Source organism: Pantoea sp. sgz302252, from assembly GCF_042610525.1.
Classification (GTDB): domain Bacteria; phylum Pseudomonadota; class Gammaproteobacteria; order Enterobacterales; family Enterobacteriaceae; genus Erwinia.
Genome location: NZ_JBHDVM010000007.1, coordinates 222,986 through 237,909 on the forward strand (window position 1 = coordinate 222,986; position 14,924 = coordinate 237,909).

Consider the following 14,924-nt stretch of genomic DNA (forward strand, 5'->3'; position numbering starts at 1 on the left):
AAGGTATGAACGCATCAAAACCGGGGCAGTTTGCCCCGGTTTTTGCGCTTTATCAGATATCGATATTGGCGGCTTTCAGCGCGTTTTCTTCGATAAAGGCGCGGCGCGGCTCAACCGCATCACCCATCAGCGTGGTAAACAGCTGGTCGGCGGCAATCGCGTCCTTCACCGTTACGCGCATCATGCGGCGGCTGTCCGGATCCATAGTGGTTTCCCACAGCTGTTCCGGGTTCATCTCGCCCAGACCTTTATAGCGCTGTACCGACAGGCCGCGGCGCGACTCTTTCACCAGCCAGTCCATCGCCTGCTCGAAGTTGGCGATTGGCTGACGGCGCTCGCCGCGTTCGATAAAGGCGTCTTCTTCGATCAGGCCGCGCAGCTTCTCGCCCAGCGCGCAGATCTTGCGGTATTCGCCACCCGAAATGAACTCGCTGTCCAGCGGATAGTCGGTATCCACGCCGTGAGTACGGATGCGCACCACAGGTTCGAAGATATGCAGCTCGCGGTTCTCGCGCACGACGCCAGCATAGGTACTGCCGTGCTGTTCGTTTTCGTTCAGACGCGCCACCAGCTCGTCAATCCACTGCTGCACCGGCTCTTGCGCAGAGATATCGCTCAGCGTCGGGTGATAGATCAGGGAATTCAGCAGCGCCAGCGGATAGCGGCGCTCCATACGTTTGATCATCTTACGGGTGCTGTTGAACTCAGCGACCAGATTCTCCAGCGGCTCGCCGCCCAGCGCAGGCGCATCGGCGTTAGCATGCAGCGTGGCGCCGTCCAGCGCGATAGCGATCTGATACTGATCCATCGCCTCGTCATCCTTGATGTACTGCTCCTGCTTGCCTTTTTTCACTTTGTACAGCGGCGGCTGCGCGATATAAACGTGGCCGCGCTCGATGATTTCCGGCATCTGGCGATAGAAGAAGGTCAGCAGCAGGGTACGGATATGCGAGCCATCTACGTCCGCATCGGTCATGATGATGATGCTGTGATAGCGCAGCTTGTCCGGGTTGTACTCATCACGGCCGATGCCGCAGCCCAGCGCGGTGATCAGCGTGGCGACTTCCTGTGAAGCGAGCATTTTGTCAAAGCGCGCTTTCTCAACGTTAAGGATTTTACCTTTCAGCGGCAGAATCGCCTGGTTTTTACGGTTACGGCCCTGCTTGGCGGAGCCGCCCGCAGAATCCCCTTCCACCAGGTAGATTTCAGAAAGCGCCGGATCGCGCTCCTGGCAATCCGCCAGCTTGCCCGGCAGGCCAGCCAAATCCAGCGCGCCTTTACGACGAGTCATCTCACGTGCGCGGCGCGCCGCTTCACGAGCACGGGCCGCATCGATGATTTTACCCACCACGATTTTGGCATCGCCCGGATTTTCCAGCAGGTACTCCGCCAGCAGCTCGTTCATCTGCTGCTCAACGGCCGATTTCACCTCTGAGGAAACCAGCTTGTCTTTAGTCTGTGAAGAGAACTTAGGATCCGGCACCTTCACGGAAACCACGGCAATCAGGCCTTCGCGCGCGTCATCGCCGGTGGCGCTGACTTTCGCTTTCTTGCTATAGCCTTCTTTATCCATATAGGCGTTCAGGGTACGCGTCATCGCCGCGCGGAAACCGGCCAGGTGCGTACCGCCATCGCGCTGTGGGATGTTGTTGGTAAAGCAGTAGATGTTTTCCTGGAAACCATCGTTCCACTGCAGCGCCACTTCTACGCCAATGCCGTCTTTCTCGGTAGAGAAATAGAACACATTAGGATGGATAGGCGTTTTATTGCGGTTCAGGTATTCCACAAAGGCTTTGATGCCGCCTTCATAGTGATAGTGATCGTTCTTGCCATCGCGCTTGTCTTCCAGCTTGATAGAAACGCCGGAGTTCAGGAACGACAGCTCGCGCAGGCGCTTCGCCAGGATTTCATATTCAAAATCGGTAACGTTGGTGAAAGTTTCGTGACTTGGCCAGAAACGCACACGCGTCCCGGTAAGATCGGTTTCGCCCGTTACATTCAGCGGTGCCTGAGGCACGCCGTGCACATAAATTTGCTGATGAACTTTGCCTTCGCGGCGGATAGTCAGCTCCAGCTTTTCGGAAAGCGCGTTAACTACCGATACGCCCACGCCGTGCAGGCCGCCGGAAACTTTATAGGAGTTGTCATCGAATTTACCGCCTGCGTGCAGCACGGTCATAATGACTTCCGCAGCCGAAACGCCTTCTTCTTCGTGAATGCCGGTTGGGATGCCGCGACCGTCATCCTGCACGGAGACAGAGTTGTCCGCGTGGATGGTGACAAGGATATCTTTACAGTGTCCTGCGAGGGCTTCGTCGATGGCGTTGTCCACAACCTCGAATACCATATGGTGCAGACCGGTGCCGTCATCCGTATCGCCGATATACATACCCGGGCGCTTGCGTACCGCATCCAGCCCTTTCAGAACTTTGATACTTGAGGAGTCATAAGAATTCGACATCAACGTTTCTCGCTCGTTTAATCTTCAGGTTGAACCGCTATTTTACCCTGTTCCACGTGGAACATCTTGCCCTTTTCGTCAGCCATATCGAACACGTGATCGGCGCTGATGGCGCTGACAAAAACCTGGGCATGCGTGGCTTTTAAGCGCGAAGCCAGCAGGTGGCGCCGCGTCTCGTCCAGCTCGGAGGCAAAATCATCTATCAGATACAGGCAGCGTCGCCCGTTCTGTCGGGTGAGAAACTCACCCTGCGCCAGCCTCAGGGCGCACATCAGCAGCTTTAACTGGCCGCGTGACAGTAAATCTTCCACCGGCGTGCCGTCGGCGCGAATGCGAAAGTCCGCCTTGTGCGGGCCGCTGGCGGTATAGGTTAAGGCGCGATCGCGCTCGAACTGACGCTCCAGCAGATCGCGGTAGTCGGTCTCTTTATCCCAGCCGCGCTGGAAAGAGAAGTTCAGCGCGAACTCCGGCAGAAACTGCGCGCAGGTGGCGGTGATATCCTCGGCAATGGCTTCGCTATAGGCGGCGCGCCATGCACTTATCTGCTCTGCCAGCGGCGCGAGCTCCTGATCCCAGGCGCGGATCTGCTGATAGCGCGTTACCTGGCGCAGCGCCGCATTGCGCTGTTTGAGCAGGCGACGCAGGTTGCTCCAGGCGGTGAAAAAGCCAGGTTCATTATGGAAACAGCCCCAGTCGATATAGGCGCGCCGGTATTTTGGGCCGCCATTAAGCAGCGTGAAACCTTCCGGCGTGATCAGCTGCATTGGCAGCATTTGCGCCAGCTCGGCGACTTTATGCCCGTCCGTGCCGTCAACGCGCACCTTGCTGTCGCCCGCGCGATTTTTGGTCAGGCCGACAGTAGTTTCTCGCTCGGCTCCTTCAATGCGGCCATGCAGCACAAAGGCATCCTGCTCGTGACGGATCACCCTGCCAGCCTGCAGGCTGCGAAAAGCGCGGCCATGGCCCAGCGTATAGATCGCTTCCAGCACGCTGGTTTTGCCGCTGCCGTTGGCACCGACCAGAAAGTTAAAGCCGGGCGCCAGCGCCAGATCGGCATTTTCGATATTGCGAAAATCTTTGATAAGCAGGCGGGTTAAAGCCATTCAGACCACATCCGGGGCGTTACGGAGAAAAAAACATAAAAACGCGACGGCCCCACGGATAGTCTATATGGGGCCGAATTGCGCCGTTACAAGCGCATTGGCATTACAACATAGGCCGCGCTCTGGCTGGCCGCATCTTCAATCTGCACGCTGGAAACCGAGTCGGTCAGCAGCAGGCGCACGTTCTCGCACTTCAGCGCGTTCAGCACATCCAGCACGTAGCTGACGTTGAAGCCGATCTCCAGATCGGTGCCGCCGTAGGTCACGTCCAGAATTTCTTCCGCCTCTTCCTGCTCCGGGTTATTGGCAGTGATTTTCAGCTGATTTTCGCTGATATAGAGGCGAACGCCGCGGAACTTCTCGTTAGAGAGAATAGCCGCGCGGGAAAATGCCTGCTTCAGCAGATCGCAGCCTGCATCCAGCGTTTTATCCGGGTTTTTCGGCAGCACGCGGCGATAGTCCGGGAAGCGGCCATCCACCAGCTTGGAGGTAAAGATAAAGTCGCCAACGTGCGCGCGAATATTGTTGCTGCCGATTTGCACCTGCAGCGGCGTCTCGCCGCCGTCCAGCAGCCGCACCAGCTCAATCACGCCCTTGCGCGGCACGATCACGGAATGGTTCGGCAACGACTGGCCGATCGGCATAGAGCAAACCGCCAGACGATGGCCATCAGTAGCCACGGTGCGCAGCTCTTCACCTTCTGTTTCAAACAGCATGCCGTTCAGATAATAGCGTACGTCCTGATGGGCCATAGAGAACTGCGTGGCTTCGATCAGGCGCTTCATGGTCGCCTGCGGCAGGGTAAACTCGACCTCGCTCTGCCAGTCATCCAGGTTCGGGAAGTCGCTGGCGGGCAGCGTGGAGAGCGAGAAGCGGCTGCGGCCGGAGCGCACCAGCATTCTTTCGCCTTCCAGTATTACCGTAATCTCCGCGCCTTCGGGCAGGCCACGGCAGATATCGAAAAACTTACGCGCGGGCACCGTAGTCGCGCCCGGCTCGTGATCCTGCGTCAGCGCGACGCGGGCCACCATTTCCATTTCTAAATCGGTGCCGGTCAGCAGCAGGCTGCCGTCGTTAACCTGTAACAGTAAATTGCCGAGGATCGGCAGCGTCGGCCGGCCGCCCAGCGGGCTGCTGACCTGTTGTAAGGGTTTGAGTAAATGCTCACGTTCAACAATAAATTTCATAGCGTCAGGAAGATAATGTTCTGATTAGATTTGAGAAATCTTCTTTAATATCGTGACTCTCTTCGCGCAGCTGCTCGATCTTACGACAGGCATGCAGCACCGTTGTATGGTCACGACCCCCGAATGCGTCGCCGATTTCCGGCAAACTGTGGTTGGTCAGCTCTTTCGCCATCGCCATCGCCATCTGGCGAGGACGCGCGACGGAGCGTGAACGCCGCTTGGAAAGCAGATCGGCCACTTTAATCTTGTAATACTCCGCCACCGTTTTCTGGATATTGTCGATGGTGACCAGCTTCTCCTGCAGCGCCAGCAAATCGCGCAGCGCCTCGCGCACGAAATCGATGGTGATGGCGCGGCCGGTAAAGTTAGCGTTGGCGATCACGCGGTTCAGCGCCCCTTCCAGCTCGCGCACGTTGGAGCGTAGCCGCTTGGCGATAAAGAAAGCGACCTCGCCCGGCAGGCGAATATCGTTCTCGTCCGCTTTTTTCATCAGGATCGCCACGCGGGTTTCCAGCTCTGGCGGCTCGATCGCCACCGTCAGGCCCCAGCCGAAGCGGGATTTCAGACGATCCTCGACGCCGTTAATCTCTTTAGGATAGCGGTCCGACGTCAGGATGATCTGCTGATTGCCTTCCAGCAGCGCGTTGAAGGTGTGGAAAAACTCCTCCTGCGAGCGCTCCTTGTTAGCGAAAAACTGAATATCATCGATCAGCAGCGCGTCTACCGAACGGTAGTAGCGCTTGAATTCTTCGATGGCATTATTTTGCAGCGCCTTCACCATATCCTGCACGAAACGCTCTGAGTGCATATAGACCACTTTGGCGTTGGGTTTGCGCGCCATAATGCCGTTACCCACAGCATGCAACAGGTGAGTTTTCCCCAGGCCGGTGCCGCCATACAGAAACAGCGGGTTATAGGCGCCGCCGGGATTATCCGCCACCTGACGAGCGGCCGCGCGGGCCAGCTGGTTCGATTTACCCTCGACAAAGTTATCGAAGTTATGTCGGGTATTGACGTTCGAGCGATAGGAGAGCTCTGCTGGCGCAGGCATGCTGTCCCAGCTTGGCCGCACCGGCGCCGGACGATGGGTCATTGGCGGCGCACTGGCGCTGCTCATCACCGGCTGGCTGACCGGCTGCGCGGCCGGCTTGCTGCCGACTTCGAAACGCAGCAGCGGCGCGTCTGCACCGCAAAAATCATTGAGCAATCCGTTGATATTGTTCAGGTATTTATCACGAACCCAATCGAGCACAAAGCGATTTGGTGCATACAAGGCCAGCGTGTTGTCGTTTAACTCAGCCTGCAGCGGACGTATCCACATGCTGAATTCGGTGGCAGGTAGTTCATCCTGCAAACGGGCAAGACACTGTTGCCAAAGCGTAAGTGACACGGCGGACTCCACTCGAAAATATTCGATAAGAAAAAAGGCGCTGAAGCGATAAATTCATCATTGTTGACGCATGCAGATGACGCACATACGAACCGCTATCCGCGGTTTCTCCGCCGCTGACTGACCAGAAGGATCGCTAACGGAAGGGCGGATCATAGCGCAAAGCGCGCCAGAGATCTTCACTTTCTACACAGTTTTGTTCCAATTTATCCACAGGGCTGCGCACGCAGGGACAAGTTTACTCGCTCGCGCTCAAAAGACACCCAGGATCCTGCGCATTAGCTTAAAATTTAAGGCGCCGTCACGTTATCAGTGAAATAACCTTGCAATAAGATCGGCAGAAGATCCTGAACGATCCTTGCGCTTTGGCGCGGAGGCCGTATAATTCCTGCCCCGGCGTGTTGCGCTCTGGCCCGTACCGGCTGGTTTTGCGGTCGAACGGGATAGCCAGACGCGCCTTTAAAAGCGAAGTAAATTGACTCCGGACTGTACAATTATTACAATCCCGCCTCTTTATTAAAGATACACTGAGGCGTCGGTCGGTTTTCGAACCTTTCAAGCGCGTCAATAAGTGAAATTTTCCAAGTTTAGGTAGAAATCGCCATGAAACGCACTTTTCAACCGTCCGTACTGAAGCGCAACCGTTCACATGGTTTCCGTGCTCGTATGGCAACAAAAAATGGTCGTCAGGTTCTGGCACGTCGTCGTGCTAAAGGCCGTTCACGTCTGACCGTTTCTAAGTAATAAAAGCTAACCGCTGAGTGGTTAAGCTCGCATTTCCCAGGGAGTTACGTTTGTTAACTCCCACTCATTTCACCTTCGTCTTCCAGCAGCCACAAAGAGCCGGTACGCCGCAAATCACCATCCTCGGCCGCCTGAACTCGCTGGGGCATCCCCGCATCGGTCTTACGGTCGCCAAAAAACACGTTAAGCGCGCGCATGAACGCAACCGGATCAAGCGATTGACCCGCGAAAGCTTTCGCCTGCGTCAGCACGACCTGCCCGCTATGGATTTTGTAGTGGTGGCGAAAAAAGGCGTGGCCGATCTGGATAACCGTGCGCTGTCGGAAGCGTTGGAGAAGATGTGGCGTCGTCACTGTCGCCTGGCTCGCGGCTCCTGATCGCGCTGATTCGCGTTTATCAGCGCGTAATCAGCCCGCTCTTGGGACCCCACTGTCGTTTCCATCCAACCTGTTCGCAATACGGTATTGAGGCATTGCGCAGGTTTGGACTGGTAAAAGGCAGTTGGTTGACGACGAAACGCGTATTAAAATGCCACCCTTTGAACCCGGGTGGCGACGATCCGGTGCCGCCAAAAACCGACGATAACTGAGAACATTAACGATGGATTCGCAACGCAATCTTTTTCTCATCGCTTTTCTGTTCGTGTCTTTTATGATCTGGCAAACCTGGCAAACGGACCACGCTCCGCAGCCGCAGCAGACCCAGACCACGCAAAACACGACAGCAGCCGGTGATGCCGCAAATCAGGGTGTACCCGCCAGCGGCCAGGGCAAAACGATCACCGTTAAGACTGACGTCCTGTCTTTACAGATCAATACTCGCGGTGGCGATATTGAGCAGGCGCAGCTGCTGACTTACCCGGACAAACTGGGTTCCACCCAGCCTTTCCAGCTGCTGGAAACCTCGCCAGGCTTCCTTTATCAGGCGCAGAGCGGCCTGACCGGACGCAACGGCCCGGATAACCCGGCCAACGGCGCACGTCCGCTGTACACAACCACTCAGGACACCTTCGAGCTGGCCGATGGCGCAAGCGAGCTGCGTATCCCGCTGACCTTTACGGCGGAAAACGGCGCGACCTATACCAAAACTTTCGTGCTGAAACGTGGCGAATTCGCTATCGACGTGGATTACCAGATCAACAACACCACCCAGCAGCCGCTGGAAGTGGCGATGTTCGGTCAGCTGAAGCAGACCATCGATCTGCCTAAGCACCGCGATACCGGCAGCAATAACTTTGCGTTGCACACCTTCCGTGGCGCGGCTTACTCCAGCAGCGAGTCCAACTACGAGAAGTACAAGTTTGACAAAATCAGCGATAACGAAAACCTCAACGTTAGCACCAACAACGGTTGGGTGGCGATGCTGCAGCAGTACTTCGCAACGGCCTGGGTACCGCGTACCAACGGCGCTAACATGCTCTATACCAGCAATCTGGGCAATGGCGTAGCCGCAGTAGGCTATAAGTCTTCTCCGGTTGCCGTGGCGCCGGGCGCTCAGCAGAACCTCAACGCCACGCTGTGGGTTGGCCCGGAAATTCAGGATAAAATGGCCGCTATCGCGCCGCACCTGGATCTGACCGTGGACTACGGCTGGCTGTGGTTTATCTCTCAGCCGCTGTTCAAACTGCTGAAGTTCCTGCACAGCTTTATCGGTAACTGGGGCTTCTCCATTATCGTGATTACCTTTATCGTGCGCGGCATCATGTACCCGCTGACCAAAGCGCAGTACACCTCAATGGCGAAAATGCGCATGCTGCAGCCGAAGATTCAGGCGATGCGCGAGCGTTTAGGCGACGACAAGCAGCGCATGAGCCAGGAGATGATGGCGCTGTATAAAGCCGAGAAGGTGAATCCGCTGGGTGGCTGTCTGCCGCTGGTTATCCAGATGCCGATCTTCCTGGCGCTGTACTATATGCTGATGGGCTCCATTGAGCTGCGCCATGCGCCGTTCGCACTGTGGATCCACGACCTGTCTGCGCAAGACCCGTACTACATCCTGCCGATCCTGATGGGCGCGACCATGTTCTTTATCCAGAAGATGTCGCCAACCACAGTGACCGACCCGATGCAGCAGAAGATCATGACCTTTATGCCGGTCATCTTCACGGTGTTCTTCCTGTGGTTCCCGTCTGGTCTGGTGCTGTACTACATCGTCAGCAACCTGGTGACCATTCTGCAGCAGCAGCTGATCTACCGCGGGCTGGAAAAGCGCGGTCTGCACAGCCGCGACAAGAAAAAAGCTTAACGGGCGTCGCGTCGCCAACGGCGCGCATAATCGTTATCATAAGGCGGTCAACTGACCGCCTTATTTTTTTGCCTTAAAAAGAGAGTCGAACATGAGTCATAGCGACACTATCGTCGCCCAGGCGACGCCGCCGGGCCGCGGCGGCGTGGGCATTCTGCGCGTTTCCGGCCCCAAATCAGCCGAGGTGGCCCAGGCATTGCTGGGTAAGCTGCCGAAACCCCGCTACGCCGACTATCTGCCCTTCCGCGATGCCGACAATACCGCGTTGGATCAGGGCATTGCGCTCTGGTTCCCCGGCCCGAACTCCTTTACCGGCGAAGACGTGCTGGAGCTGCAGGGCCACGGCGGCCCGGTTATTCTGGATCTGCTGCTGAAGCGTATCGTGGCGATCCCCGGCGTGCGTATCGCTCGTCCGGGCGAATTCTCCGAGCGTGCCTTCCTTAACGATAAGCTGGATCTGGCGCAGGCAGAAGCTATTGCCGATCTGATTGACGCCAGCTCAGAGCAGGCTGCCCGCTCGGCGCTGAACTCGTTGCAGGGCGCATTTTCACTGCGCGTGAATAATCTTGTGGAAGCACTTACTCACCTGCGAATCTACGTGGAAGCGGCAATCGACTTCCCGGATGAAGAGATCGACTTTCTGTCGGACGGCAAAATAGAAGCCCAGCTCAACCAGGTGATTGCCGATCTGGACGGCGTGCGCGCCGAGGCGCGTCAGGGCAGCCTGCTGCGCGAAGGTATGAAGGTGGTGATCGCCGGACGCCCTAACGCCGGGAAATCCAGCCTGCTGAACGCACTGGCGGGTCGGGAAGCGGCCATCGTAACTGATATAGCTGGCACAACGCGCGACGTGCTGCGCGAGCATATTCATATCGACGGCATGCCGCTGCATATCATCGACACCGCTGGACTACGTGAAGCCATTGATGAAGTAGAACGCATCGGTATTGAGCGCGCCTGGCAGGAGATCGAGCAAGCTGACCGCGTGCTGTTTATGGTGGACGGCACCACTACGGGCGCGACCGAGCCAGCGGAAATCTGGCCGGACTTTATCGCCCGGCTGCCGGCCAGTTTGCCGATTACCGTGGTGCGCAATAAGGCGGATGTTACTGGCGAAGCGCTGGGCATGACGGAAGTAAACAATCACTCACTTATTCGTCTCTCCGCGCGTACCGGCGAAGGTATAGAGGTGCTGCGCGACCATCTGAAAGCGGCAATGGGCTTTGCCGGCAATACCGAAGGCGGCTTCCTGGCCCGCCGCCGCCACCTTCAGGCGCTGGAGCTGGCGGCCACTCACTTACTTCTGGGCAAAGATCAGCTGCTGGGCGCAAAGGCGGGCGAGCTGCTGGCCGAAGAGCTTCGGGTTGCTCAGCAGGCCCTGAGCGAGATCACCGGCGAGTTTACCTCTGACGATCTGCTTGGCCGCATCTTCTCCAGTTTTTGTATCGGTAAATAGCTATAGCGCAACGGCGCTCTTCGCTAGCGAGCGCCGTTACTTTTCCTTTTCTCTCTGCGTTTACTCTCCACGCAGCCTCTTTTCGCCTTATTCCTTAGCCACTTCCTCTTTCGTTAAATTTGCAAGTAAAAATAGCTCGGAATATTACTAAAATTTTATTTTATTTAGCGCGCCGGGTTAAATAATGGATTATTTACGATTTAAATGCTGCGTAACTAAATGTAACTTTACCTTATTATTAAAAATGAGTGTAACGGAATTCAGAAATACTACAACCACAAAAGAAAAGCGCATTTGGTAAAAAAAGAGTTATTCCTGAAATATTATAAGAAACTGCGACAAATAATATCAGACAATTTATCGCTAATGTTTTCTTTATTTCAGGAAGATAACAAGAAGCCTATTTTATGTCGTTGGGTTTTATTAACAGGCTAACGCCCTCTATCGCGTTATTTTCTATTTTTAACAGCAAAGGATGATATATGAAAAAGCTAGCGATCTCTACTCTCTCTGCCGTCGCCGTACTGGCGGCTTTAAACACCAATGCCCTGGCCGCTGATACCGGTATTGTTAACTTTACCGGAGATATTATCAGTCCAACTTGCGCAGTTGTGCCTGCCGATGGGACTTACAACGTACCGTTACCTGCCGTTTCAGTTGCTCTGCTGTCTAGTGCTGGTGATACTACAGACAATATTGGTTTTACTATCAGCCTGACCGAGTGTAACACTGCAACGAACAACGTTTATGCTTTTTTTGAGGCGGGTCCTAATGTAAACGCTGATGGCAAGTTAACCAACAATGGCTCGGCAGGTAATGTCGCCGTAGAATTAGTGGATGCTAATGGAAATGTTATTAATGTTGGTAGTGAGGAACAGGCTGCTAATCCCGCTACAGTGGCTGTATCAGATGGAAGTGCCAGCCTGAGTTATAGCGCCCGCTATATCGCAACAGGGGCTGCGACTGCTGGTTCAATTGACACTTCTGTAACCTATTCTATTGCTTATCTCTGATAATCAGAAAAAATGGGGAGTTTTACTCCCCATTTTTACGGAATTTTTTATGCTTCCTTATATTAATAAACGAATAAAAACCTGTGCAAGCTGTTTTTTTATAACGCTACTATTTGCCATGCCCGCTGCAGCCAGCGTCGTTATTCTGGGCACGCGCATTATTTATCCGGCCAGCGTCAAAGAGGTAACCGTCCGGCTGCAAAATAAAGGCAACAACCCCGAGCTGGTGCAAAGCTGGATTGACAGCGGCGATGCAAACCAGCCGTTGGATGAAATAGAGGTGCCCTTTATCCTGATGCCGCCGGTCACCAGAATCGAGCCTGACAGCGGGCAGACGCTGCGTCTGCTCTTTACCGGCGGAAACCTACCGGCCGATAAAGAATCCGTTTTTTGGCTTAACGTGCTGGCTATTCCGCCTGACGATGAAAAACTGGCCGATAAAAACAAGCTACAGATGGCCGTCCGCAACCGGATTAAAATTTTTTATCGCCCGGCCGGACTAAGCAGAGACGGCGCGGAGCTTGCCGCTAAACAGATTGTCTGGCGACAAACCGGCAATGCGCTCTCGGGTTATAACAATTCGCCCTATCACGTGAATATCCCCTCGGTTACCGTTGCCGACGCGGCCGGAAAAAAATACAGCAGCGTAAAAGGGTTGATGATCTCTCCCGGCGGCACCCAGGCATTTACGCTGGCCAATGCCAAAAATATCCAGGCCCGGGGCGCGGTTAATTACACCTACATTGACGACTACGGCAGCGCCAGAAAGGTAGAGACCATGCTTTCTCACTGACAGAAGAAGCCTTTGTTAAGGATAACAAAATGATCAGCTTCTTGAGAAAACAGCAGGCCGCCGCCTGCCTGGCGTTTTTTGTCTCGCTTTTTCCGCCGCGGATTTATGCTGACGGCACTGGCAAAGTAAAGTTTAACGCCACCTTTCTGAAAAATGTGACCGGCCTGAATACCGACGTGACCCGCTTTTCCACCGGGAATCCTGTCGAACCGGGAAAGTACCTGCTGGATACTTACCTTAACGGCGAAAGCATCGGCACGGAAGAAATCAGGGCAATCCAGACTGGCGATGGCGTTAAAACCTGCTTTCCCTGGCGCCTGCTAAAAAAGATCCCGCTAAAAAAAGAGCGGCTTGCCGCCGAAAAACGGCAGCTAATTCAGCAAGAGCAGAGCTGCGTCTCTTTTGCGGAGCTGTTCGACCATGGGGAAGCCCGACTAAATACCGCTGATTTGCGGCTGGATATTACCTTGCCGCAGGCCGATCTTATTCGCCAGGCCCGGGGCTACGTTGACCCTGAGACATGGGAAAAAGGCGCCAACGCGTTAAATTTCAACTACAGCCTGAACGCTTACCGCTCCGTTACCCGCTTTCAGCAATATGATTCCGTCTATGCCCGGTCGCTGCTGGGCCTTAATGTTAACGGCTGGATGCTGCGCCACGACGGCTCTTTCAACTGGCAAAAGCAAAGCGACAATAATAGCTATTACGAAAATATCGCCACCTACGTACAAAAAGATGTTCTGCCGCTGAAATCCCGCCTGCTGCTTGGCGAAGGCAATACCTCAGGCGAGCTGTTTGATACGCTCTCGTTTCGCGGCGTGCAGCTCGCAAGCGTTGATTTGATGTTGCCTGACTCTTTGCGCGGCTATGCGCCGCAGATTCGTGGAGTGGCGGACACCACCGCCCAGGTGACCGTCAGGCAAAATGGAACGAAAATCTATGAAACAACCGTATCGCCGGGCGCCTTCCAGATCGACGATCTTTATCCTGCGGGCTATGGCGGCGATCTCGCCGTAACGATCAAAGAAGCGGACGGCAGCGAAAAACACTTTTCCGTTCCTTATACCGCCGTGGCCAGGCTTAAAAGGCCAGGCATGACCTCATACAGGGTAACCGCTGGCGTTTCGCGCATTGATAACCTGGTTTACAGACCTAAGATTTTTCAGGCTACCGTGCAGCACGGCATTAATAACACTTTTTCGGGTTATGCTGGCGTTCAGGGCACCGATAATGCGACCTCGCTGCTGCTTGGCACCGCAATCGGTCTGCCGATCGGTGCCTTATCCGCTGACGTTACCAGCGCGCGTGTCGAATATGGCGACCAAAAAAAGCAGGGACTGAAGCTACGCGCTACCTACAGCAAAAGAATAATCGCTACCGACACCAGCATTACTCTTACCGCCTCCCGCTCTTCTGCTGACTACCTGAGCTATAGCGATGCCGTCTATCTCAATAACAGTGAGAAAAAAGGCGGCGAAAGCCGTACTCTTTCCCGCGTCAAAGAGCGCCTGTCGCTGAGTGCCGTACAACGGTTAGGTGCCCGCTACGGCAGCATATACGCTTCAGGCTATCGTCAGAATTACTGGGACAAAAGCGGCGCCAACACCCAATTTCAGCTGGGCTACAGCGGTAATATCGGCAAGTTGACCTACAGCCTCTCCGCCAATCGGCTGTTCTATGCTGGCAGCCCGGCAGAGACGGCATTTACGCTCAATCTCTCGCTGCCGCTGGGCAATGGGACAAACGGCCATCATCAATATTTTACCGCTTCCGCAACCCGCTCCCGGGAAAGCGTGACGGCCCAAAGCGCACTTAGCGGCACCCTGGACCGGTATTCATACAATGTCAGCGTAAGCGGAGACAACGCCAGCCAATATGCGGGCAGCCTTAGCGGACAGTACAAAAGCCCGTGGACATCGCTACAGATGGGCTATACCAAAGGCGACAGCTACTACTCTGCGTCCGGCGGTCTCAGCGGCTCAATGATTCTGCTGCCGGGCAGCCTGACATTAAGCCCTTATAAAACCAACACGCTGGCTCTGGTCAGCGCGGAAAATGCCAAAGGCGCCAGCATTTTCGGCTACCCCGATATCATTCTGGACGGTAGCGGCCACGCCATCGTTCCGAATCTCTCACCGTACAAAATAAACGAGCTGAGCCTTGATCCCAGCGGTCTGCCCGTTGATGTGGAACTCACGCAGACCAGCCAGCGCGTCGTCCCCATTGAAGGCGCAATCATGAAGGTCGATTATAAATCGGTATCCGGCCAGCCTGTATTACTTCGGGCCACGCTCGCCGACGGCACGCCTTTGCCTTTTGGCGCCAGAGTGAGCGACGAAAACGGCAATACGTTAACCACCGTGATGCAGGCAGGCCAGATTTATCTGCGGCTGAAGCAGGATAAGGCCAGACTCAGGGTCTTTTGGGAAGATAACAGCTGCGAGATTATTCCTGACGCCGATAAGTTAAAAAAATCAGCAAACGGCGGCCTGACACAACTTAATACGAAGTGCACTTAAGCGACGATGCAGCA

General features: G+C 55.1%; 12 protein-coding genes. 8 read left to right on the forward strand and 4 right to left on the reverse strand.

Going from position 1 to position 14,924, the window contains the following annotated elements; all coding sequences use genetic code 11:
• Positions 1-52: 52 nt before the first annotated feature.
• From gyrB to dnaA, 4 genes are all read right to left on the reverse strand, one after another.
• On the reverse strand, positions 53-2,461 hold the full coding sequence (gene gyrB / locus ACETPC_RS14935; protein ID WP_380182567.1) for a DNA topoisomerase (ATP-hydrolyzing) subunit B: 2,409 nt from the start codon (positions 2,459-2,461) through the stop codon (positions 53-55).
• A 17-nt stretch (positions 2,462-2,478) separates the two neighbouring features.
• Positions 2,479-3,564 carry a DNA replication/repair protein RecF gene (recF, locus tag ACETPC_RS14940; RefSeq protein WP_380182569.1) on the reverse strand — a complete coding sequence of 362 codons (1,086 nt, stop codon included), beginning with the start codon at positions 3,562-3,564 and terminating at the stop codon, positions 2,479-2,481.
• Between the two features lie 86 nt (positions 3,565-3,650).
• Positions 3,651-4,751 carry a DNA polymerase III subunit beta gene (gene dnaN / locus ACETPC_RS14945; RefSeq protein ID WP_380182571.1) on the reverse strand — a complete coding sequence of 367 codons (1,101 nt, stop codon included), beginning with the start codon at positions 4,749-4,751 and terminating at the stop codon, positions 3,651-3,653.
• Positions 4,752-4,755: 4 nt separating this feature from the next.
• Positions 4,756-6,141 carry a chromosomal replication initiator protein DnaA gene (dnaA, locus tag ACETPC_RS14950; RefSeq protein ID WP_380182573.1) on the reverse strand — a complete coding sequence of 462 codons (1,386 nt, stop codon included), beginning with the start codon at positions 6,139-6,141 and terminating at the stop codon, positions 4,756-4,758.
• A gap of 603 nt (positions 6,142-6,744) precedes the next feature.
• On the opposite strand from dnaA, the gene rpmH reads away from it, so the two are divergent.
• From rpmH to ACETPC_RS14990, 8 genes are all read left to right on the forward strand, one after another.
• Positions 6,745-6,885 carry a 50S ribosomal protein L34 gene (gene rpmH / locus ACETPC_RS14955; protein WP_003849659.1) on the forward strand — a complete coding sequence of 47 codons (141 nt, stop codon included), beginning with the start codon at positions 6,745-6,747 and terminating at the stop codon, positions 6,883-6,885.
• Between the two features lie 17 nt (positions 6,886-6,902).
• Positions 6,903-7,262: a ribonuclease P protein component gene (gene rnpA, locus ACETPC_RS14960; protein ID WP_380182575.1), complete on the forward strand. Its 360-nt coding sequence runs from the start codon at positions 6,903-6,905 to the stop codon at positions 7,260-7,262.
• Positions 7,226-7,474 carry a membrane protein insertion efficiency factor YidD gene (gene yidD, locus ACETPC_RS14965; RefSeq protein ID WP_380182577.1) on the forward strand — a complete coding sequence of 83 codons (249 nt, stop codon included), beginning with the start codon at positions 7,226-7,228 and terminating at the stop codon, positions 7,472-7,474. Before rnpA ends, yidD begins: the two co-directional genes overlap by 37 nt.
• 11 nt (positions 7,475-7,485) lie before the next feature.
• Positions 7,486-9,129 (forward strand): membrane protein insertase YidC, encoded by a 1,644-nt coding sequence (yidC, locus tag ACETPC_RS14970; RefSeq protein ID WP_380182579.1) that lies wholly within the window; start codon positions 7,486-7,488, stop codon positions 9,127-9,129.
• Between the two features lie 91 nt (positions 9,130-9,220).
• On the forward strand, positions 9,221-10,585 hold the full coding sequence (gene mnmE, locus ACETPC_RS14975; protein WP_380182581.1) for a tRNA uridine-5-carboxymethylaminomethyl(34) synthesis GTPase MnmE: 1,365 nt from the start codon (positions 9,221-9,223) through the stop codon (positions 10,583-10,585).
• A 482-nt stretch (positions 10,586-11,067) separates the two neighbouring features.
• Positions 11,068-11,598 (forward strand): fimbrial protein, encoded by a 531-nt coding sequence (locus ACETPC_RS14980; RefSeq protein WP_380182583.1) that lies wholly within the window; start codon positions 11,068-11,070, stop codon positions 11,596-11,598.
• Between the two features lie 118 nt (positions 11,599-11,716).
• Positions 11,717-12,391: a molecular chaperone gene (locus tag ACETPC_RS14985; RefSeq protein ID WP_380182585.1), complete on the forward strand. Its 675-nt coding sequence runs from the start codon at positions 11,717-11,719 to the stop codon at positions 12,389-12,391.
• A gap of 29 nt (positions 12,392-12,420) precedes the next feature.
• Positions 12,421-14,910 carry a fimbria/pilus outer membrane usher protein gene (locus tag ACETPC_RS14990; RefSeq protein WP_380182587.1) on the forward strand — a complete coding sequence of 830 codons (2,490 nt, stop codon included), beginning with the start codon at positions 12,421-12,423 and terminating at the stop codon, positions 14,908-14,910.
• Positions 14,911-14,924 lie beyond the last annotated feature (14 nt).